The organism is Azohydromonas caseinilytica (assembly GCF_012927045.1).
GTDB lineage: Bacteria > Pseudomonadota > Gammaproteobacteria > Burkholderiales > Burkholderiaceae_C > Azohydromonas > Azohydromonas caseinilytica.
Window position 1 is genome coordinate 268,796 of record NZ_JABBFW010000007.1, and the last position, 17,121, is coordinate 285,916.

Annotated in this window: 20 protein-coding genes; 8 read left to right on the forward strand and 12 right to left on the reverse strand. The window is 71.7% G+C overall.

All coding sequences use genetic code 11. The features are described 5' to 3' along the window. Positions 1 to 47 precede the first annotated feature (47 nt). Positions 48 to 590: an acyloxyacyl hydrolase gene (locus HHL10_RS12920; RefSeq protein WP_169160770.1), complete on the forward strand. Its 543-nt coding sequence runs from the start codon at positions 48 to 50 to the stop codon at positions 588 to 590. Positions 591 to 714: 124 nt separating this feature from the next. Here the strand turns inward: HHL10_RS12920 and yiaA are convergent, their stop codons facing one another. The 5 genes from yiaA to HHL10_RS12945 form a co-directional block, all read right to left on the reverse strand. Further along, the gene (gene yiaA, locus HHL10_RS12925; RefSeq protein ID WP_169160771.1) at positions 715 to 1,143 is read right to left on the reverse strand and encodes an inner membrane protein YiaA; all 429 of its coding nucleotides are present in this window, start codon (positions 1,141 to 1,143) and stop codon (positions 715 to 717) included. A gap of 118 nt (positions 1,144 to 1,261) precedes the next feature. Beyond that, positions 1,262 to 1,684 carry a hypothetical protein gene (locus tag HHL10_RS12930; protein ID WP_169160772.1) on the reverse strand — a complete coding sequence of 141 codons (423 nt, stop codon included), beginning with the start codon at positions 1,682 to 1,684 and terminating at the stop codon, positions 1,262 to 1,264. Between the two features lie 356 nt (positions 1,685 to 2,040). Then, positions 2,041 to 2,622: a DUF2238 domain-containing protein gene (locus HHL10_RS12935; protein ID WP_310734585.1), complete on the reverse strand. Its 582-nt coding sequence runs from the start codon at positions 2,620 to 2,622 to the stop codon at positions 2,041 to 2,043. A 55-nt stretch (positions 2,623 to 2,677) separates the two neighbouring features. Next, entirely contained in the window at positions 2,678 to 3,238 is a 561-nt protein-coding gene (locus HHL10_RS12940; protein WP_169160773.1) for a DUF1697 domain-containing protein, read from the reverse strand. 56 nt (positions 3,239 to 3,294) lie between these two features. After that, positions 3,295 to 5,028 carry an ABC transporter ATP-binding protein/permease gene (locus HHL10_RS12945; RefSeq protein WP_169160774.1) on the reverse strand — a complete coding sequence of 578 codons (1,734 nt, stop codon included), beginning with the start codon at positions 5,026 to 5,028 and terminating at the stop codon, positions 3,295 to 3,297. A 152-nt stretch (positions 5,029 to 5,180) separates the two neighbouring features. Between HHL10_RS12945 and kynU the strand changes: the two genes are divergently transcribed. From kynU to HHL10_RS12965, 4 genes are all read left to right on the forward strand, one after another. After that, positions 5,181 to 6,431 carry a kynureninase gene (kynU, locus tag HHL10_RS12950; RefSeq protein ID WP_169160775.1) on the forward strand — a complete coding sequence of 417 codons (1,251 nt, stop codon included), beginning with the start codon at positions 5,181 to 5,183 and terminating at the stop codon, positions 6,429 to 6,431. A gap of 68 nt (positions 6,432 to 6,499) precedes the next feature. Then, on the forward strand, positions 6,500 to 9,388 hold the full coding sequence (locus tag HHL10_RS12955) for a DUF2339 domain-containing protein (RefSeq protein WP_169160776.1): 2,889 nt from the start codon (positions 6,500 to 6,502) through the stop codon (positions 9,386 to 9,388). Further along, positions 9,385 to 10,833, forward strand: a complete 1,449-nt coding sequence (locus HHL10_RS12960; protein ID WP_169160777.1) for a DUF3999 family protein — start codon at positions 9,385 to 9,387, stop codon at positions 10,831 to 10,833. The genes HHL10_RS12955 and HHL10_RS12960 overlap by 4 nt, the downstream gene beginning before the upstream one ends. A gap of 261 nt (positions 10,834 to 11,094) precedes the next feature. Then, complete coding sequence (locus HHL10_RS12965) at positions 11,095 to 11,403, forward strand: EF-hand domain-containing protein (RefSeq protein WP_169160778.1); 309 nt, start codon at positions 11,095 to 11,097, stop codon at positions 11,401 to 11,403. A gap of 3 nt (positions 11,404 to 11,406) precedes the next feature. Here the strand turns inward: HHL10_RS12965 and HHL10_RS12970 are convergent, their stop codons facing one another. From HHL10_RS12970 to HHL10_RS12985, 4 genes are all read right to left on the reverse strand, one after another. After that, complete coding sequence (locus HHL10_RS12970; protein ID WP_169160779.1) at positions 11,407 to 11,610, reverse strand: hypothetical protein; 204 nt, start codon at positions 11,608 to 11,610, stop codon at positions 11,407 to 11,409. 149 nt (positions 11,611 to 11,759) lie between these two features. Further along, the gene (locus HHL10_RS12975; protein ID WP_169160780.1) at positions 11,760 to 12,992 is read right to left on the reverse strand and encodes an anion transporter; all 1,233 of its coding nucleotides are present in this window, start codon (positions 12,990 to 12,992) and stop codon (positions 11,760 to 11,762) included. A gap of 55 nt (positions 12,993 to 13,047) precedes the next feature. Next, positions 13,048 to 13,326 (reverse strand): helix-turn-helix domain-containing protein, encoded by a 279-nt coding sequence (locus tag HHL10_RS12980; RefSeq protein WP_205833017.1) that lies wholly within the window; start codon positions 13,324 to 13,326, stop codon positions 13,048 to 13,050. Next, the gene (locus tag HHL10_RS12985) at positions 13,326 to 13,649 is read right to left on the reverse strand and encodes a type II toxin-antitoxin system RelE/ParE family toxin (protein ID WP_169160782.1); all 324 of its coding nucleotides are present in this window, start codon (positions 13,647 to 13,649) and stop codon (positions 13,326 to 13,328) included. Before HHL10_RS12985 ends, HHL10_RS12980 begins: the two co-directional genes overlap by 1 nt. A 121-nt stretch (positions 13,650 to 13,770) precedes the next feature. Here HHL10_RS12985 and HHL10_RS12990 point away from each other — a divergent pair, with 121 nt between their 5' ends. Next, a complete protein-coding gene (locus HHL10_RS12990; RefSeq protein WP_169160783.1) occupies positions 13,771 to 14,055 on the forward strand; it encodes a hypothetical protein in 285 nt (94 codons plus the stop codon). Between the two features lie 10 nt (positions 14,056 to 14,065). Beyond that, entirely contained in the window at positions 14,066 to 14,914 is an 849-nt protein-coding gene (locus HHL10_RS12995) for a TetR family transcriptional regulator (protein WP_169160784.1), read from the forward strand. A gap of 81 nt (positions 14,915 to 14,995) precedes the next feature. Here the strand turns inward: HHL10_RS12995 and HHL10_RS13000 are convergent, their stop codons facing one another. Continuing rightward, positions 14,996 to 15,499, reverse strand: a complete 504-nt coding sequence (locus HHL10_RS13000; protein WP_169160785.1) for an MbcA/ParS/Xre antitoxin family protein — start codon at positions 15,497 to 15,499, stop codon at positions 14,996 to 14,998. A gap of 102 nt (positions 15,500 to 15,601) precedes the next feature. Between HHL10_RS13000 and HHL10_RS31175 the strand changes: the two genes are divergently transcribed. Next, entirely contained in the window at positions 15,602 to 15,835 is a 234-nt protein-coding gene (locus HHL10_RS31175; RefSeq protein ID WP_169160786.1) for a DUF2630 family protein, read from the forward strand. Positions 15,836 to 15,857: 22 nt separating this feature from the next. Here the strand turns inward: HHL10_RS31175 and HHL10_RS13010 are convergent, their stop codons facing one another. Then, complete coding sequence (locus tag HHL10_RS13010) at positions 15,858 to 16,577, reverse strand: type 1 glutamine amidotransferase family protein (protein WP_169160787.1); 720 nt, start codon at positions 16,575 to 16,577, stop codon at positions 15,858 to 15,860. A gap of 48 nt (positions 16,578 to 16,625) precedes the next feature. Further along, on the reverse strand, positions 16,626 to 17,099 hold the full coding sequence (locus HHL10_RS13015) for an Lrp/AsnC family transcriptional regulator (RefSeq protein ID WP_169160788.1): 474 nt from the start codon (positions 17,097 to 17,099) through the stop codon (positions 16,626 to 16,628). Positions 17,100 to 17,121 lie beyond the last annotated feature (22 nt).

Consider the following 17,121-nt stretch of genomic DNA (forward strand, 5'->3'; position numbering starts at 1 on the left):
GGCGGCCCAGCGTTGCTGCCGCAACCGAATCGCACAGGGAGAAGTTGATGCGTTATCTCTTGGCCGCGCTGGCCGTGTGTCCGGCCGTGGCGTTCGCGGCCTCCGCCTCGTCGCCGTGGCAGCCCGACGCGGCGTTCGTCCAGTACGGCCATCAGGAAGACACCCGCTCCGTCACGCTGGGCCTGAACTGGGACTGGTCATGGTCGCGTCCGCTGGGGGGCGGCCTGCTCGGCGGCTACCACGAGCTGGCGCTGGGCCGCTGGCGCGCCGACGTGCCCGAAGGGCACGAGAACTTCACGCAGCTGGGCTACACGCCGGTGCTGCGCTGGTGGGGCGCCGGGGAGCCGCGCGGCTGGTTCCTGGAAGGCGGCATCGGCCTGAACGTGGTGACGCCGCGCTTTCGCACGCTGAGCAAGCACGTGGGCAGCAACTTCACCTTCGGTGACCACCTGGGAGTGGGCTGGCGCAGCAGCGGCGGGACGGAGCTGTCATTGCGCTTCCAACATTTCTCCAACGCCGGCTTGGCCGAGCCCAACCCGGCCGTTGACTTCGTCCAACTGCGCCTGAGCCTGCCGCTGCAGACGCCGTAACCGTCGCCGCCGTGCATCGGCGAGGCGACCACAAGGCCCGGGCGGCATCCGGGCCCGCGGCGGACGGCGCTGCCCGTGGCCGCCGGTGCGTGCGCGGCAGGAGCAGCGCCCCGACATGCCGGCCTCAGGCGCCTTGTTCCGGCTCCGGCTGCGGCGCGGGCAGCAGCGACAGGTCACGGACGTTCTTCTGCACGGCCACCGCCGCAAACAGGCTCAACGCAAAGGACATGGCGTAGAAACCCTTCTCGCTCAGCGCCAGCTGGGCGTTCCACAAACCCACCCCCAGCAGCGTCAGCGACAAGGCCAGCGACACCCAGCACAGGCTGTAATAAATGCCCGTCACCGGCGTGCCCTCCAGCCGGTCACGCACGCATTTCTGCAGCGATACCGCGGCAAACAGGCCATACATCAAAATGGTGAAGTAATAGCCTTTTTCGTTCAAAGGCATGTCGGCATTCCACAAGCCGGCCAGATAAGCCATAACGCCCGATAACAGCGCGGCCCAGGATGCGCCAATGAAGGCACCCGTGGGACGTTGAGCCTGCGTTTGCATGTATTCCCTCCTGAAGCTGTTCAAGGAGGGCTCAATGTACACGCGATATCGGATTCAACCTGTTTTCAGCGACAGCGGGTTGATACGCCCCGGAATATCACTGATTCACGGCTGCATTTCAGCGCTCCCGCAGACCCGCCAGATAACCGCGCAGCAGCCAGGTCGATACATCGTGCACCGCATCACCGGCCAGCAGCATCGGGTTCACACCCTTGACCAGGAAAGGGTGGGCATCGTTGGGAGGATAAGGCTCGCAATCGGGAAAGCGGCGCTGGAAGCGGGCGACATCGGCCGCCGCCCATTTACCCTGGTGCACGCCGATGCACAGCGAATATCCGCGATCCCGCCACAATTCGGACCACAAGCCCAGGTAAAGCACCGGGCGGCCCTTGTGCCGGATGTACATGCCGTAATCGCCGTCGGCCCAGCGCTTATGGAAAACCCCCTCCACCTCGAAACCATGAGCTTCGAACCGCGGCGCGATCTGCTCCATGAAATCGAACATCTTCTGGGCCGCATTGGCCGTTGAGACGCTGAACATGGCCGGCCCTTACTGCGCCGTCATGGCAACAGCCACGGTCATGGATTGAGGCGGCATGGAGGTCATCTCGGGCGGCGGGGGTGGAGCATGGGGGGGCGAGTCTACCGACTGCTTATCGGTTGACCGGGGCCTCAGTTAAATCAGGCGGGATTGTTGAGGGCACGAAAGCACGAATGCACCGCGCGGGGCCCCACGTTGCCGGCGTGCTGGCAGCTTGTACCCGACGATCGGGGCACCATCCCGTCAACGCTTCCAGGGCGGCCGGCGCGTGCTCTTTGTCACGGCCCGCCGCCCCGGCATCAGCGAAATCCGGGCCACGCCTGGTGGCGCGCATGCTTGAAACTCCGGCCCTGATTTCAGGTGCGGTGCAATTGCGCAATTTGCCGATCCTGCCCGCGTGAAAACAGGCCCAATGCCATGGCCGCGCCCACCAGCGCCATGAACATGTCCGATTGGGTATCCCAGGGATCGCCCTGCGTGCCCAGAAATTCGTCGGCCCCCTGCCCCAACGACAGCGCCGCAGCCCACTCGATCAATTCATAAGCCGCACTGATGGCCAGCACGATGCACAGCACCAGAAATCCCAGCATGCGTCGGCTTCTCACATGCTTGCCGCGAATCAGAATTTCACGCGCCGCCAGCGCCGGCACGAAACCCTGAAAGAAATGCCCTATCTTGTCGTACGGGTTGCGCTGCAGATCGAACCATTCAGCCATCTGGAATCCCAGCGGTACCCGGGCATAGGTATAGGCGCCTCCCACCATCAGCACGATGGCGTGCAAAAAGATGCACACGTACAGCAGCGTGGTCAGCGGGAAACGCCGGTGCGTGAGGGCCAAAAGCGGCAAGGCCACCAGCACTGGAAGCACTTCGAGTATCCAGGTGGTGCGGTCGTAAGGGTGAAGGCCGGACATCGCCAACAATACCAGCAGCGCCACGGCGGAAATCCGGAGGGATCTGGCATCCGGGGAGCCCATTGACCGGCCGCTTCGTTCAGCCTGGTATGGTTCGTTGCGATTCATGCAATGCCCATATTTTGAGAATCGTGGCCCAATTGCGCGTGGTGACCGAATTCCCCAGCACCCGATTGAAAGCCCGCAGCAGCCGCGACGCCCGGATACCCACGGCGCAATGCAAATAAGCCACGCCTTCCGCCAGGGCCAATTCTTCAGGTCTCCAGTTTTCACCCCGCAAGGGCTCGGCGCGGTCCAGGAGCTTTTCAGAGGTCGGGAAAGCGACCAGGAATTGACCCGGATTCCGCACGGCGCCTGGCAGCGGATTGCCCACGATGACGCGCTCCAGGGCCTGCGTGCGGCCGACCACGACGGGCACCTGAAATCCGAAGCGCTCGCGCAGGCCCGCCTCCAGCGCCGGGCCCAACGCCTGCAACTCGTGCGCCTGCGCCTCGAACACCGCGTTGCCGCTGTTGAGCAGCGTCCGCACCCTGATGCAGCCCAAGGACTCCAGCAGCCGGCGCAGCTCCGCCATCGGCACGCACTGCCGGCGGCCGAGGTTGATGCCGCGCAGCAGGGCGAAACAGGGGGAGGCGCTCATCGGTGCTCAGCAGCCCTTGTAAGCCCGGTCGCTGACACGGCACTTGCCGCCGCGGCTCACTCCCACCGGTACCCGTGCGCCGGCACCAGCTTCCAGTGCCCCTCTCCTTGCAGCTCCAGCACGTGGTGGTGGTACTTCTGCAGCGCCGGGCGGTGGCTGATGCTCACCGGGGTGACAGAGAGCTCGGCCAGTTGCGCGTACAGCAGCTCCTCATTGCCCGCGTCCAGCGCGCTGGTGGACTCGTCCAGCAGCGCATAGCGGGGCTTGGCCACCAGCAGCCGCGCGAAGGACAGCCGCTGCTGCTCGCCCACCGACAGCAGCTTCCCCCAGTCGCGCTCGGCGTCCAGGCCGCCGACGCGGTCGGCCAGCGTCGGCAGGTTCACGCGCTGCAACCACTGCAGCAGCTCCTCGTCGGAGATCTGGCGGTCGGTCTGCGGGTACAGCAGCTGCGTGCGCAGGTCGCCCGGCGGCAGGTACGGACGTTGCGGCAGGAACAGCATGTCCGCGCCGGAGGGGCGCATCACACGGCCATGGCCCGTGCTCCACAGCCCGGCCATCACGCGCAGCAGCGAGCTCTTGCCCGAGCCGCTGGGCCCGACGATCAGCAAGCCCTCGCGCGGCGGCACCTGGAAGCTCAGGTTGCTGATGAGCACCTGCTCGCGCTGCGGCGTGAGCACGCTCAGGCTCTCCACCGCCAGCGTCGTGCCGCGCACCAGCCGCACGTGGTCGCTGCCCTCCTCACGCTCGTGCTCGTCGCGCCCGGCCTGCTGCGCCAGCACCTGCGAGAAGCCGTGCAACCGCTCGATGCCCGCGCCGAAGCGGCTCAGCCCCTCGAAATGCTCCACCACCACCGTGAGCGCGCTCAGGATGGCGGCGAAGGCGCCCGCGGCCTGCACCGCGGCGCCCACTTCCAGCGTACCGTCGAGCACGTCCTTGGCCACCACCACGCTGGGCAGCGCCAGGGTCAGGAAGCTGTGCGCGTACTGGAACAGGTTGAGCTTCAACTGCCAGCGCAGCACGCGCCGGTAGTTGCGGTAGGCCACGTCGAAGACGCGCTGCAGCGCCGTCATCTCGCGCGGCTCGCCGTCGTAGAAGGCGATGGGCTCGGCGTTCTCGCGCACGCGCACGAGGTTGAAGCGGAAGTCGGCCTCGCGCTGCAGTTGCAGAAAGTTCAGCGGGATCAGCCGCTTGCCGAACACCGTGGCCGTGAACAGCGTGGCGACGATGGCGTAGCCGATGAGCACCACCACCAGCAGCCGCGAGATCGACCACAGCACGCCGGCGAAGGCCACCAGCTGGATCACCGAGCCCAGCACGATCATCGAGAAGTACAGCGACTGCTGCGTGAGGCTGTTGATGTCCTCGGCGATGCGCTGATCCGGGTTGTCCAGCCCCGGCATGGCGTTGAGCTTGTAGTAGGCGCGGTGGTCGAGGTAGTGGCCCAGGAAGTGGAAGGTCATCCAGCGCCGCCAGCGCAACCCCAGCGTGTCGCGCACGAAGTAGTACAGCGCGTACACCGGCACCGCGAAGGTCAGCGCCAGCATGAAGCGGCGGATGGCGGCCCAGAAGCGGTCGGCATCGCGCGCGGCCAGGGCGGAGGTGAACTCGCCCGTCTCCTGGTTGAACACCACCGCGAAGCCGGTCTGCGCCAGCAGCAGCGCCACCAGCACCGCCAGCAGCCCGGCGGCACGCCAGCGCTCATCGGAAGTCCAGTAAGGGGCCGCGATGTCCTTGAAGCGGTGCAGCAGTCGGGCGTTGAAGCCGGGTTGTCGTTCGGTGGTCGTCGTCATTGAGAAAGCGCAAGTCCCTGGGTCATCTTAGAGGGGCCCCCTCGGGCCGCCGCCCGAGGGTGATCCCGCCCGCGCCGTGCGTCCTCCCCGGTGCGCGGCGCGGCCTGCGGCGGCCGCTACAGTGGCCGCCGTAGTCCCCAGGAGCCACCGCCATGCCCAACCGCGACGATTGCCTGCAACTCGATGCCCACGACCCGCTGGCCCCGCTGCGCGCGGCCTTCGAGCTGCCCCCGAGCGTGGTCTACCTCGACGGCAACTCGCTGGGCGCGCGCCCGCGCGCCGCCGCCGCGCGCGCGGCGCAGGTGGTGCAGCAGGAGTGGGGCGAAGGGCTCATCCGCAGCTGGAACAGCGCCGGCTGGTTCGCGCTGCCGCGGCGCCTGGGCGACCGGCTGGCGCCGCTCATCGGCGCCGGCGCGGGCGAGGTGCTGGTCACCGACACCACCTCGGTGAACCTGTTCAAGCTGCTGGGAGCATTGCTGCGGCTGCAGCATGAGCGTGACGCGCGCCGGCGCGTGATCGTGTCCGAGCGCGGCAACTTCCCCACCGACCTGCACATCGCCCAGGGCCTGGCGCGCATGCTGCGCCAGGGCCACGAGCTGCGCCTGGTGGACCGGGCCGAGGACATTCCCGCCGCGCTCGGCGACGACGTGGCCGTGCTGATGCTCACGCAGGTGGACTACCGCACCGGTGCGCTGCACGACATGGCGGCGCTGACGCGGCTGGCCCACGAGCGCGGCGCGCTGGCGCTGTGGGACCTGGCGCACTCCGCCGGCGCGCTGCCGGTGGACCTGCGCGGCGCCGATGCCGACGCCGCCGTCGGTTGCACCTACAAGTACCTCAACGGTGGCCCGGGCGCGCCGGCCTTCCTGTGGATCGCGCCGCGCTGGCAGGGCGTGCTGGAGACGCCGCTGTCGGGCTGGTGGGGCCACGCCGAGCCCTTCGCCATGGAGCCGCAGTACCGGCCCGACGCGGGCATCGGCCGCTTCCTGTGCGGTACGCAGGGCATCGTGTCGCAGGCGCTGGTGGAGTGCGGGCTGGAAGTGTTCGAGCGCACCGACATGGCGGCGGTGCGCCATAAATCGCTGGCGTTGACGGACCTGTTCATCGCGCTGGTGGAGCAGCGCTGCGGCGCGCATCCCTTGACGCTGATCACGCCGCGCCAGCATGAGCGCCGCGGCAGCCAGGTGAGCTGGCAACATCCGCAGGGCTACGCGGTGATGCAGGCGCTGATCGGGCGCGGCGTCATCGGCGACTACCGCGAGCCCGGCATTCTGCGCTTCGGCTTCACGCCGCTGTACACGCGCTTCATCGACGTGTGGGACGCCGTGGAGGCGCTGCGCGCAGTGCTCGATGGCGAGGAGTGGAAGCAGGAGCGGTTCCAGGTGCGGACGGCGGTGACCTGAAGCGCACACGCCGCCCGCGGCCTCGGGCAGACTGCCTTCCACGCCGACGATAAAGGGAAGGGCAACCCATGAAGACCTGGCTGCCGCTGCTGCTGGCGGTGATGGTGGGAGTGGCGGCGGCGGAGTCTTTCGGGCCGCTGGCGGTGGGGCTGCTGGCCGCCTTCGGCATCTGGCTGATGCGCCGGCAGGAGAGGCTGGAAGCGGAAGTCCAGCGCCTGCGCGCGGCGCTGGAGGCCCAGCGCGGTACGGCCACGGCGACCGCACCGGTGCCAGCGCAACCTCAGGCCGCGCCGGACACCGTGCCGGCAGCCGCTCCGCAAGCGCCGGCGCAGCCCCTGCCGGGGCCCCTGGCCAGTCCCGAGGACGTTGTTCCCGAGCCGGTTGCCGCCGCACCGGTGCTGGCCGCTGAAGTGGCCTTGTCCTCGCCGGCCCTGGAAGTGCCGCCCTCCCCGGCCGCCGCGGCCAGCACCGAGGCCGACGAGCGCGCGCTGGCCGTCACCAGCTCGCTGGGCAGCACGTTGAAAGCCTGGCTCGCCGGCGGCAACACCATCGTGCGGCTGGCCGTGCTGATCCTGTTCCTGGGCGTGGCCTTCCTGCTGCGCTATGCCGCGGAGCGCTCGCTGATCTCCGTCGAGCTGCGCCTGGCCGGCGTGGCGGCCGCCGCCGTGGCGCTGGTGCTGCTGGGCTGGCGGCTGCGCGAGCGCCGGCGCGGCTACGGGCTGTCGCTGCAGGGCGCGGGCATCGGCGTGCTGTACCTGACGCTGTTCGCCGCGCTGCGCCTGTATGAGCTGCTGCCGCCGGTACTGGCCTTCGCGCTGCTGGTGGCACTGGGCCTGTTCGCCGCGCTGCTGGCGCTGTGGCAGGACGCGCTGGCGCTGGCGGTGCTGGGCTTCGTCGGGGGCTTCCTGGCCCCGGTGCTGACCAGCACCGGCCAGGGCAGCCACGTGGTGCTGTTCAGCTACTACCTGCTGCTCAACCTGGGCATCGCCTTCATCGCGCTGCACAAGGCCTGGAAGCTGCTCAACCTCGTCGGGCTGCTGTTCACCTTCGGCATCGGCCTGGGCTGGGGCCTGCGCTCCTGGCGCCCGGAGCTGCTGGCCAGCACCGAGCCCTTCCTCGTCGCCCACGTGGCGCTGTACCTGTGGATCGCGGTGCAGTACGGCCGCCGGCTGACCGAGGCGCCGGCCGGAGCCGTATCGCAGCGCGCGGCCTATGTGGACGCCGGCCTGCTGTTCGGCATGCCGCTGGCCGCCTTCGGGCTGCAGGCGGGCATGGTGCGCCACATTCCCGACGCGCTCGCCCTGTCCGCGGCGGTGATGGCCGGCGTGTACCTGCTGCTGGGGCGCTGGCTGTGGCAGCGGCTGGGCGAGCGCTTGCGCCTGCTCACCGAGGGGCTGCTGGCGCTGGGCGTGGTGTTCCTGGCCCTGGTGCCGCCGCTGGCGCTGGACGACGCGCGCTGGACCAGCATGGCCTGGGCGCTGCAGGGCGCGGGCGTGGCCTGGGTCGCGCTGCGCCAGCGCCGCGGCTGGGCCCTGGCCCTGGGCGTGGCGCTGCAACTGCTGGGCGCGCTGTCCTTCTGGGGCCAGCCGCCGCTGCGCTCGACCTGGGCCTTCGCCAACCTCACCTTCCTCGGCGTGGCGGTGATCGCCCTGGCCCTGCTCTTCAGCGCCTGGCAGTCGAGGCGCGAGGCGCCCTTGGCCACCGGCTGGCCGGCCGCCGGCGGCCGCCTCGCGCTGCGGGCCACGCCCGGCGGGCTGTATCGGCTGCATGCCGGCCTGCTGGCGCTGGGCGCGCTGCACTTGGTGGCCGGCGTGCTGCGCGAGGCGGTGGACCGGCCCTGGACCTGGCCGCACGAGCTGCAGTCCGCCCTGATGGCACTGGCGGTGCTGGCGCTGCTGTTCGAGGCGCTGCACCGCCCGCTGCGCTGGCCGGAGCTGTCCGTCGCGGCCCGCCCGACGCTGGCCCTCGGCATCCCGCTGTGGCTGTGGAGCCTGGCCGATGCCGGCTTTGCGCCCTACCGGGCCTGGGACTGGTGGTGGGCCGGCGGCACGATCGCGGTGCTGCTATGGCTGGGCGTCACTGCCTGGGTGCTGCACGGGCTGGACCGCGACCCGGCGCCGGGCCGCTGGCGCCGCAGCCTGGCTGCCGAGCATGTGGCGGCGGGCTGGGTGGCGCTGGCCGCCACGGCGCTGTGGGCGCACGCCGCGCTGGGCACCCTCGTCCCGCGCCACGGGGCCTGGACCGCCGCCGTCGTGCTGGCCGGCCCGACGGCGCTGGCCTGGGCCGGGCTGGAGGCGCTGCAGCGGCGGCGCTGGCCGCAGGCCGCGCATGCCCGCGCCTGGCTGCGCGCCTGGGCCGCGCCCTGGCTGGGGCTCATGGCGCTGTGGAGCGTGGGGGTCAATGCCTTCGCCGAGGGCGGCATGGCGCCGCTGCCCTATGTGCCGCTGCTCAATCCCATCGACCTGGGGCACTTGCTGATGCTGCTGTACGCGCTGCGCCTGCAGCGCGCCCTGCGGCCCGGGGCCGGCGCGGCGGCGAAGGCGCCGCCGCCGCGCTGGGCGCTGCTCATCGCCGCGGGCGTGGCCTTCTGGTGGCTCGACAGCTTCCTGGTGCGCACGCTGCACCACTGGGCCGGCACACCGGGCTGGTTCGAGGGCGCGCTGGACAGCGGCCTGGTGCAGACCACGCTGACCATCGCCTGGACGCTGTGCGCGCTGGCGGCGATGTTCCTGGCCACTCGGCGCGTGCCGCCGGCGCTGGCGCGGCCGGTATGGCTCGCCGGTGCGGTGCTGCTGGGCCTGACCGTGCTGAAGCTGATGCTGGTGGACCTGGGCCAGACCAGCGCGCTGCAGCGCATCGTGTCCTTCCTGGGCGTGGGCCTGCTGATGCTGGTCATCGGCTACGTCTCGCCGCTGCCGCCGGCCGCACCCGCGGTGCGGCGGGAGGTGTCGCCATGAAGCGCTTTCACGTCACCCGGCCGGGGCTGCTGCCCGCCACCCTGGCCTGCGCCGCGAGCCTGGCGGCGGCACAAGGCGCGGAGGACCACCCCGGGCGCTACGCCGCCACGGCACCCGTGACGCTGTCCGGCAGCGCCGGCCTGCAGCGCCTGCCCTTGCCGCTGGCGGTGCTGCAGGCCTCGCGCAGCCCGGGCTGGGCGGATGTGCGCATCTTCAACGCCGCCGGCGAGCCGGTGCCGCTGGCCTGGGCCGGCGCGCCCGCCGTCGAGCCCGCGCCGGTGCGCGAGGTGGCGCTGCCGCGTTTCGACTGGCCTGGTTCCGTCGATGGCGGCGCCTCCGCCCCGGCGCCCTTGACGCTGCGCCTGCGCGCCGACGGCGCGGTGCTGGACGTGCGCAGCAGCGGTGCGGCTTCGGCGCCCGCGGCTTCCGGCGTACAGGCCTGGCTGCTGGACCTGCAGCCCCTGGGCGCCGAGCGCCCGGCCGCGCTGCGCCTGCAATGGCCGGCCACCGCGCAGGGCCTGGAGCGCCGCGCCACGGTGCAGGCCAGCCGCGACACGCAGCGCTGGGAGGACGTGGGCGCGGCCACGCTGGTGGACGTGCCCGGCCCGTCCGGCGCCGGCAGCGCCGTGCGCCAGCCGCGCATCGAGCTGCAGGGCGTGACGCGGGAGCAGCGCTACCTGCGCCTGGTCGTGCGGGGCGGCGACTTCGGGCTGGAGTCGGTGCAGGCCGAGCTGGCCGGCGCGCAGGCCGAGGCGCCGCTGGCGAGCGCGCGTTTCCCCTTGCGGCCCGATGGCGAGCGCACCTGGCGGCTGGACGCCGGCGCCGTGCTGCCGGTGCAGCGGCTGCAGCTGCACCTGGCCGAGGACAACGCCGTGGCGCCTTTCCAGCTGCTGCGCCGCGCGCCGTTGCGGCCGACCCCGCGCGGCACGGTGGACTGGTGGCCCGTCGCGTCGCTGACGGCCTACCGGCTGCAGCGCGAGGGCCGGCTGCAGGAGGCGCCGCCGGTGTCGCTGGATGGCGGGCCGGCGCGCGAATGGCGCCTGGTGCTGGACCCGCGCGCGCCGCTGCCGACGTCCGCCCCGGAGGCCACGCTGTGGTGGCGCACGCCGCAGCTGGTGTTCGCGGCGCGCGGCAGCGGGCCCTTCACGCTGGCCGTGGGCCGCGACCCCGCGCCCGCCGCCACGCTGCCGCTGCCCACGCTGCTGCCCGGCTGGGTGCCCGGCGCGGAGCACCGGCTGCCCGGGGCCACGGCCGGCGCCCTGGTGGCGCGCCACGTGGCGCCGCGCGGCGCGGTGCAGCTGCTCCAGGACGCCACGGCCGAGCAGCGCCGGCGGTGGCTGCTGTGGGGGCTGCTGGCGCTGGCCGTGGCGGTGCTGGGCGCGCTGGCATGGCGGCTGGCGCGGGACCTGAAGCGCCCGGCGCCGGAGCAGCCGCCCGCGCCCTGAGCCTCGTGCCCTGCCGCGGGATGGCGGCGGCTCGCTTCGGTTATTGCTGAACGTTCCTCTCCCGCGCCTTGCTTCCTGCCCGGGGATCGGCCGCTTAAGTTGGCCGTGGGCTGCCGTGGCGGCGCGCGGGTGGCTCACTCACCTGGGTAGCGGGCGGCGGCGCCTAAATTGCTCCATGCCGGCCGGTCGCGCGCCGCGATGCGCCGCGTGGGCTGGCCGGCCGCTGTGGCCTTTGCTTTTCAAACGAAGAGGAGACTTGCCATGAACCGCTTGATGGCTCTGCGCCTTGCCTGCATCTTGTCCGCCGCCGGCCTGTTCGCCACGCTGGCGGGCTGCGCCTCCAAGGCCGGTTCCACGACCGCACAGGCCGACAAGCCGGTGCAGCAGACGGCCACCACCAGCTCGACCAGCTCGGCCACCGGCGTCTCGCCGCAGTCCAGCGGCAGCGGCGCGGCCTCACCGGCCACGCGCGACTGGGCGCAGGTGGACACCAACCGCGACGGCTCGATCTCGCCGGAAGAAATGGCGACCTACCTGCAAAACAACCCGGGGCCGTTGAAGGGCCGCTGAGGGTCATCGAGGCCGCCGCGGCATGCAGTTCCAGGCCTCCAGCAGCAGCCCCGGCCAGCCCTCGGGCCCGCAGGTGATCCAGGCATCCCGCCACCGGCCTTTCGCCTCGAAGCGGTAGCGCGCGCCCGGCACGATCTCGATGCCCGTGGGGCCGTACAGGTCGCGCGGGTCCACGGTGACGGTGGGCTTGACGACGGCATCGAGCATGGCGGGCTCCCGGGGCGGGTTGAGGCGGGCGCAGCGCCACGGCGGGACCGCGCCCGTCCTCTACCGCGAGTGTCCGGCGCGCCGCCGGCCGGTCCTTGTCATGGCGCAAACGCCGGCCTCGCGGGCCACGCCAGCCAGGCACGCCGCTTTCAGCGCCATGCCAGCCACCCCGCGCACACCGCCAGCGACGCCACCGTCACCGGCACGCCGATGCGCGCGTGCGTGCGCCAGTCGATGGCCACGCCGTGCCGCGCGGCGGCATCGACCACGATGATGTTGGCGATGCTGCCCACGACGAACAGGTTGCCGGCCAGCGTGCTCACCAGCGCCAGCAGCGGCCCGGCATCCGGGCCCGACAGCGGCAGCAGCAGCATCACCGCCGGCACGTTCGACACCAGGTTGCTCAGCACGAAGGTGGCGCCGAAGAGCGAGGCGGGATGGTCCAGCCGCCAGCCGGTCTCGGCCAGCCGACGGACCAGCGCCTCGGGCAGCTCCGTGGCCTGCAGCGCGTGGTTGACCACGAACAGGCCCATGAACAGCACCAGCAGCTGCCAGTCCACCAGGCCCAGCATGTCGCGCGAGTGCAGCCGCCGGCTCAGCAGCAGCAGCCCCGCGCCGGCCAGCGCCACCACCTCGCGCGGCCAGGGCGCGAACAGGAAGCACAGCAGCACGCCCAGCGCCACCGACAGGCCCTTGGCGGCCTGCCAGCGGGAGAACGGAATGTCCTCGTCCGGCGCTGGCGCCGGAATGCTCGCGCCCGCAACGGCCCTGGGCGCGTGCTGCAGCCGAGCACGCATCAGGGCGCCGATCAGCACCCAGGTGGCGGCGAGGGACAGCAGCACCGCCGGCAGCACCTGCAGCACGTAGCCGCCGAAAGGCAGCTTCAGCTGCGCGCCGATGAGCATGTTCTGCGGGTTGCCGATCAGCGTCGCGGCCGAACCGATGTTGGCGCTGCAGGCCAGCGCCAGCAGGTAGGGCAGCGCGTCGCGCCCGCGGCGCCGGCAGACGTCCACCAGCACCGGCGCCATGGCCAGGCACACCACGTCGTTGCTGAACACGGCCGAGAGCACGGCCGACACGGCGATCAGCGCGCCCAGCAGCGCCATCGGCGTCACGCGCAGCGCGGCCAGCCAGCGGGCCACGGCGTCGTAGAAGCCGCCCAGGCGCATCTGCGCCGAGATCACCATGAAGGCGAACAGCAGCAGCAGCGTGGGCAGGTGGATGGCCTGCGCCGCCTCTTCCACGCTGACGGCCTCCGCACCGATGAGCGCGATGGCGCCCAGCAGCGCCACGCCGCTGCGATCCAGCTGCAGGAAGGGCAAGCCGCCCAGGATCATGCCGAGGTAGACGAGGGAGAAGATGAGGAGGACGAAGTCGGTCATGAAACAGCGCGCCGCCTTCATGGCGGCGCAAGAAAGCAATCCGGGGTGCAGCCGCTCAGCTGGGCTGCAGTTCGATGTGCACCTGCTGTCCGCAGGCCGCCGCCATGTTGACCAGGGCGTCCAGCGAAAAGCGGCTGATGCGCCCGCGCAGCAGGTCGTTCATGCGCGGCTGGGTGACGCCGCAACGGCGCGCCGCCTCGGCCTGGGTCCACCCCTGGCGCGCCACCAGCGCCGAGAGCGCGCGCATCAGCTCGGCGCGTGCCTTCAGGTTCGCGGCCTCCTCGGGCGTGTCGGCCAGGGCGTCGAAGACGTTGTTGAAGCTCTGTGCAGTCATCATCGGCTCCTCATCAGTTCACGGTAGCGGTGTGCCGCCAGCTCGATCTCGGCCTTGGGCGTGGCCTGCGTCTTCTTCTGGAAGGCATGCAGCACGTAAACCGCTTCAGGCAGCCGGGCAAGGTAAATCACCCGGTACGTGCCCTGCCCGCACCAGATACGCAACTCCTCGACCCCGGCACCAACGGCGGGCATGGGCTTGAAATCGTCCGGCTGCTCGCCGCGCTGCACCAAGTCGAGCTGATAGCCCGCGTCCTGGCGTGCCTCGCTTGGGAAGTCGCGCAGCGCCTTCAGCGAGTCGCCCAGGAAGGTGATCAGCTTCATGGTCGGTCACTATATCCGTTCGGATATGAGCTTCGGCGCCAAGCCAGGCTTTCGAGCACACCGTGCGACCCGCCCTCCCGGGCACCCGTCTTGCCGACCGGTAGCATCCAAGGAGAACACCATGACCGGAGTCCGCAACACCCCCTCCTCCACCGCCCCGACCGGCAGTGCCGGCTCGCGCGGCGGCAGCATCAGCCCGACCCAGGCCGAGCACACCAGCCTGGCCGACGGGCAGCCGGGCCAGGAGCCGGGCGGCCGCGAGGGCCGCCCCGGTACCGACGGCCCCACCTCCCAGGGCCTCGCCGGCGCGCAGGGCAGCGGCGGCGGCGCCGAGCGCGGCATGCAGCAGGACCCGGGCGTGGGCACGGGCACCGGCGCGGCGCCCAGCGGCAAGGACGCACGATGAGCATTGATCCGTGATCGACAGGGACTGGCATTTCGTCCTGGGCGCCCAGGACCCGGAGATGCGCGAGATCCAGCGCGTGGTGGACAGCGAACACCTCGCCTGGTCCCACGCCGCGCGTCACAAGCGCCGCTGCAACCCGCGCACCGCCTACGCCGCGGACGGCGTGGTGCGCGTCGGGGCGGACCAGATCCCGCGCCCGGCCGTGCTGCCGCCCAAGGCGCCGGCGGTGTTCGTGGAATGCACCGTGCTGGGCGTGGAGCCGGTGGTGCGGGTGGACCACCACCACCCCGGCGACCCCGGCTACGAGGTCGAGCCCGAGCAGTTCATGGACGGCGCCTCGCTGGGCCAGGTGCTGCGGCTGCTGGAGCGCGAGCCCACCGAGACGCAGCGCCTGCTCGCTGCCAGCGACCACTGCCTCACCGCCGCCTACCAGGGCCGCTGCCCCGGCGTCGATCCGCACGAGCTGCTGTTCCTGCGCGCCTCGTGGAAGGCCAAGGTGATGGGCCGCACGCTGTCCGACGTGGTGGAAGGCATCCTCGACGCGTCCAAGCGCGTCAAGCGGCACTTCGACAGCGAGTTCAACGAAAGCCGCTTCCTGGACCCCACCGAGATCCCGCTGGACCTGGCCGAGGGCGCCGCCTACGCCGGGCTGCCGGTGCGCTACCGCGAGCTGCTGCCCGAAGGCGTGCTCAAGGAGATGTTCAAGGGCGGCACGCCCGAGGCGGTGGAGGCCTTCATGGCCGCCCACGAGGCTGCTGGCCGGCAGGTGTACGGCAACCCCTACCGCGGCTACGCCGGCACTTACTGGGGCGGGCGGCGGGTGTCGGAAGTGGCGGGACGGATCGTCCAGGAAGTCTGAACAACGGCCCCATCGGCTGACACCATGGGTCAGCCAAGCTGACCAATGCAGCGCAGTGCGGCCAGGCAACCCGTCAAGGCCTCACCGGAAATCGCTGCCGTCCAGGGCTTCCAGCACCCTGAGCACGCTTTCAAGGCCATCGGGCCCGCCCAGCAGTTCTGCCGGTGGGCGCCCGCCGAGGGTCGGCTGCGGCTGCTCGATCCAGCGGCCCAGCCAGCGGGCGGTGTCGAAGCCGGTGGGCGAGGTCCCGTTGCCGCGCCCCGCAGCTTCCTCGGCGCGACCCAGCAGCCGCAGCAGCGCCAGCGCCACCCGCCCGCCGGCGGCCGGCAGGGCCTCGTTCGTGGTCGCCTTCTTCTCGGCCGCGGAGCGGTTGGTGCCCAGGACGTCGCGGAAGAAATGGCGCGGCGGGATGTCCAGCGCCCGGCCCAGGTCCCGGGCCAGCGCTGCGGGCACGCCGGCGCCGTCCAGCGCGGCGAAGGCGGCAGCGTCGGCACGCGACAGCGCGCGGGCATGGCTCATCAGGCTCTGGCCGGTGCGGTAGCCCCGCAGGTCCAGGCTGCCAAGCGCGGTCGTGTTCAGGCTCATGGCACGGCTCCAAGGCTTGAGCGGGTGATCGGGTTGAACGGTGCCGCCGCAACGGGCACAGGGGTTGCCGCCCTGGAGGCAAACCCATTGAGGAGCCCTACCGTGGACGACAAGACCCTCCTGCAGCACATCACCGACCTGGTCGACGAGGAAAACCGCCTGCGCGCCGACACCCAGGCGCCCGACCAGCACCGCGCGCGCATCCAGGAGTTGGAAGTGCAGCTCGACCAGTGCTGGGACCTGCTGCGCCAGCGCCGCGCCAAGCGCGAGTTCGGCCAGAACCCTGACGACGCCCAGGTGCGCGACAAGGACACGGTGGAGAAGTACATCCAGTGAGCGCCGGCCGGCGGCGGACGGCTCAGCAGCTCGCGCCCGCCGCGCCCGCTTCGGCGGGCGCCCTGGGCGCCGCCGCCCGCGCCAGCCGCGCGAAGTACTCCGACTTGCCCGTCTTGTAGAGCTGCACCCAGGCCTGCAGCGCCTCGTCCTCGTAGAGGCCCAGCTCCGCGAAGATCTCGCGCGCGAACTCGATGGGCGCCATGCCGCCGGCGGTGATCAAGCCGTGGTCGCGCACCGCGGGCTCGTCCTGGTAGAAGTCCGCGCCGCCGTAGCCGGTGCCCTTGAGGTAAGCCAACGCGTTGCTGGTGTGGGGCCGCGACTCCAGCCAGCCCGCGCGCGCCAGCGCGGCCGTGGCGCCGCAGATGGCCGCCACCGGCACGCCGCGGCGCAGGAACTGCCCGGCCTTGGCGATGGCGCCGTGGTGCGACACGTCATCGGCCCAGCCCACGCCGCCGGGCAGGATCAGCATGGCGCTGTGCTCGGGCTGCAGGTCGTCCAGGCCCAGGTCGGGCATGACGGAAACGCCGCCCATGGAGCGCGGCACCGCGTGCCGGCCCGCGCCGACGGTCTTGACCTGCCAGCGCCCGGGCTCGCGCTGGAACTGCGGGTTGTGGATGCCGGCCACCGCGAAGGCGGCCTCCCAGTCGGCGAAGCCGTCGAACACGTAGAGGTGGACGGTACGGACAGGGCCGGCGGCGTCCGCTTCGGCGGCCGCAGCAGCGGCAGTGGCGAGGTCTTCCATGCCCGCCGCGCAGCAGGCACCGTGCCTTGAAGCCGGAGCGCCCCGGCTTCAGTCGTGCCCAGTTGCTGCCGCAGGCTGGAGCGCCGGCGCCGGGGCACCGGCGCGGTAGGTGGCGAGGTGGATGCTGGTCTCGGTGCCGCGGATGCCCTGCAGCAGCCGGATGCGCTCCAGCACCTGCGACAGCTCCTGCACGCTGCCCGCGCGCAGCTCGGCCAGCAGGTCCCAGCGGCCGTTGGTGTCGTGCAGCGCGCTCACGCCGGGCTCGCCCAGCAGCCGCGACACCACCTCGCGCGTGCGGTTGCCCTCCACCAGGATGCCCATCCAGGCCGTGATGCCCGGCGGCTGCGCGTCCGGGCGCAGCAGCACCGTGTAGCCCACGATCACCTGCTCCTGCTCCAGCTTGCGGATGCGGTTGCTGACCGTGCCGCGCGACACGCCCAGCCGGTGCGCCAGCGTCGCGACGCTCAGGCGGGCGTCGGCGCGAAGGAGGGCCAGGAGGCGGTGGTCGAGGTCATCGAGCATGGGCGTGCAGGGCAATGAAGGG

Coding starts and splice junctions, on each gene's coding strand:
- HHL10_RS13015 (WP_169160788.1), bottom strand. CDS start 17,099: ATGCTCGATGACCTCGACCACCGCCTCCTGGCCCTCCTTCGCGCCGAC.
- HHL10_RS13000 (WP_169160785.1), bottom strand. CDS start 15,499: ATGAGCCTGAACACGACCGCGCTTGGCAGCCTGGACCTGCGGGGCTAC.
- HHL10_RS12920 (WP_169160770.1), top strand. CDS start 48: ATGCGTTATCTCTTGGCCGCGCTGGCCGTGTGTCCGGCCGTGGCGTTC.
- HHL10_RS12960 (WP_169160777.1), top strand. CDS start 9,385: ATGAAGCGCTTTCACGTCACCCGGCCGGGGCTGCTGCCCGCCACCCTG.
- HHL10_RS12975 (WP_169160780.1), bottom strand. CDS start 12,992: ATGACCGACTTCGTCCTCCTCATCTTCTCCCTCGTCTACCTCGGCATG.
- HHL10_RS12940 (WP_169160773.1), bottom strand. CDS start 3,238: ATGAGCGCCTCCCCCTGTTTCGCCCTGCTGCGCGGCATCAACCTCGGC.
- kynU (WP_169160775.1), top strand. CDS start 5,181: ATGCCCAACCGCGACGATTGCCTGCAACTCGATGCCCACGACCCGCTG.
- HHL10_RS13010 (WP_169160787.1), bottom strand. CDS start 16,577: ATGGAAGACCTCGCCACTGCCGCTGCTGCGGCCGCCGAAGCGGACGCC.
- HHL10_RS12980 (WP_205833017.1), bottom strand. CDS start 13,326: ATGACTGCACAGAGCTTCAACAACGTCTTCGACGCCCTGGCCGACACG.
- HHL10_RS12970 (WP_169160779.1), bottom strand. CDS start 11,610: ATGCTCGATGCCGTCGTCAAGCCCACCGTCACCGTGGACCCGCGCGAC.
- yiaA (WP_169160771.1), bottom strand. CDS start 1,143: ATGCAAACGCAGGCTCAACGTCCCACGGGTGCCTTCATTGGCGCATCC.
- HHL10_RS12955 (WP_169160776.1), top strand. CDS start 6,500: ATGAAGACCTGGCTGCCGCTGCTGCTGGCGGTGATGGTGGGAGTGGCG.
- HHL10_RS12945 (WP_169160774.1), bottom strand. CDS start 5,028: ATGACGACGACCACCGAACGACAACCCGGCTTCAACGCCCGACTGCTG.
- HHL10_RS12965 (WP_169160778.1), top strand. CDS start 11,095: ATGAACCGCTTGATGGCTCTGCGCCTTGCCTGCATCTTGTCCGCCGCC.
- HHL10_RS12985 (WP_169160782.1), bottom strand. CDS start 13,649: ATGAAGCTGATCACCTTCCTGGGCGACTCGCTGAAGGCGCTGCGCGAC.
- HHL10_RS12990 (WP_169160783.1), top strand. CDS start 13,771: ATGACCGGAGTCCGCAACACCCCCTCCTCCACCGCCCCGACCGGCAGT.
- HHL10_RS12930 (WP_169160772.1), bottom strand. CDS start 1,684: ATGTTCAGCGTCTCAACGGCCAATGCGGCCCAGAAGATGTTCGATTTC.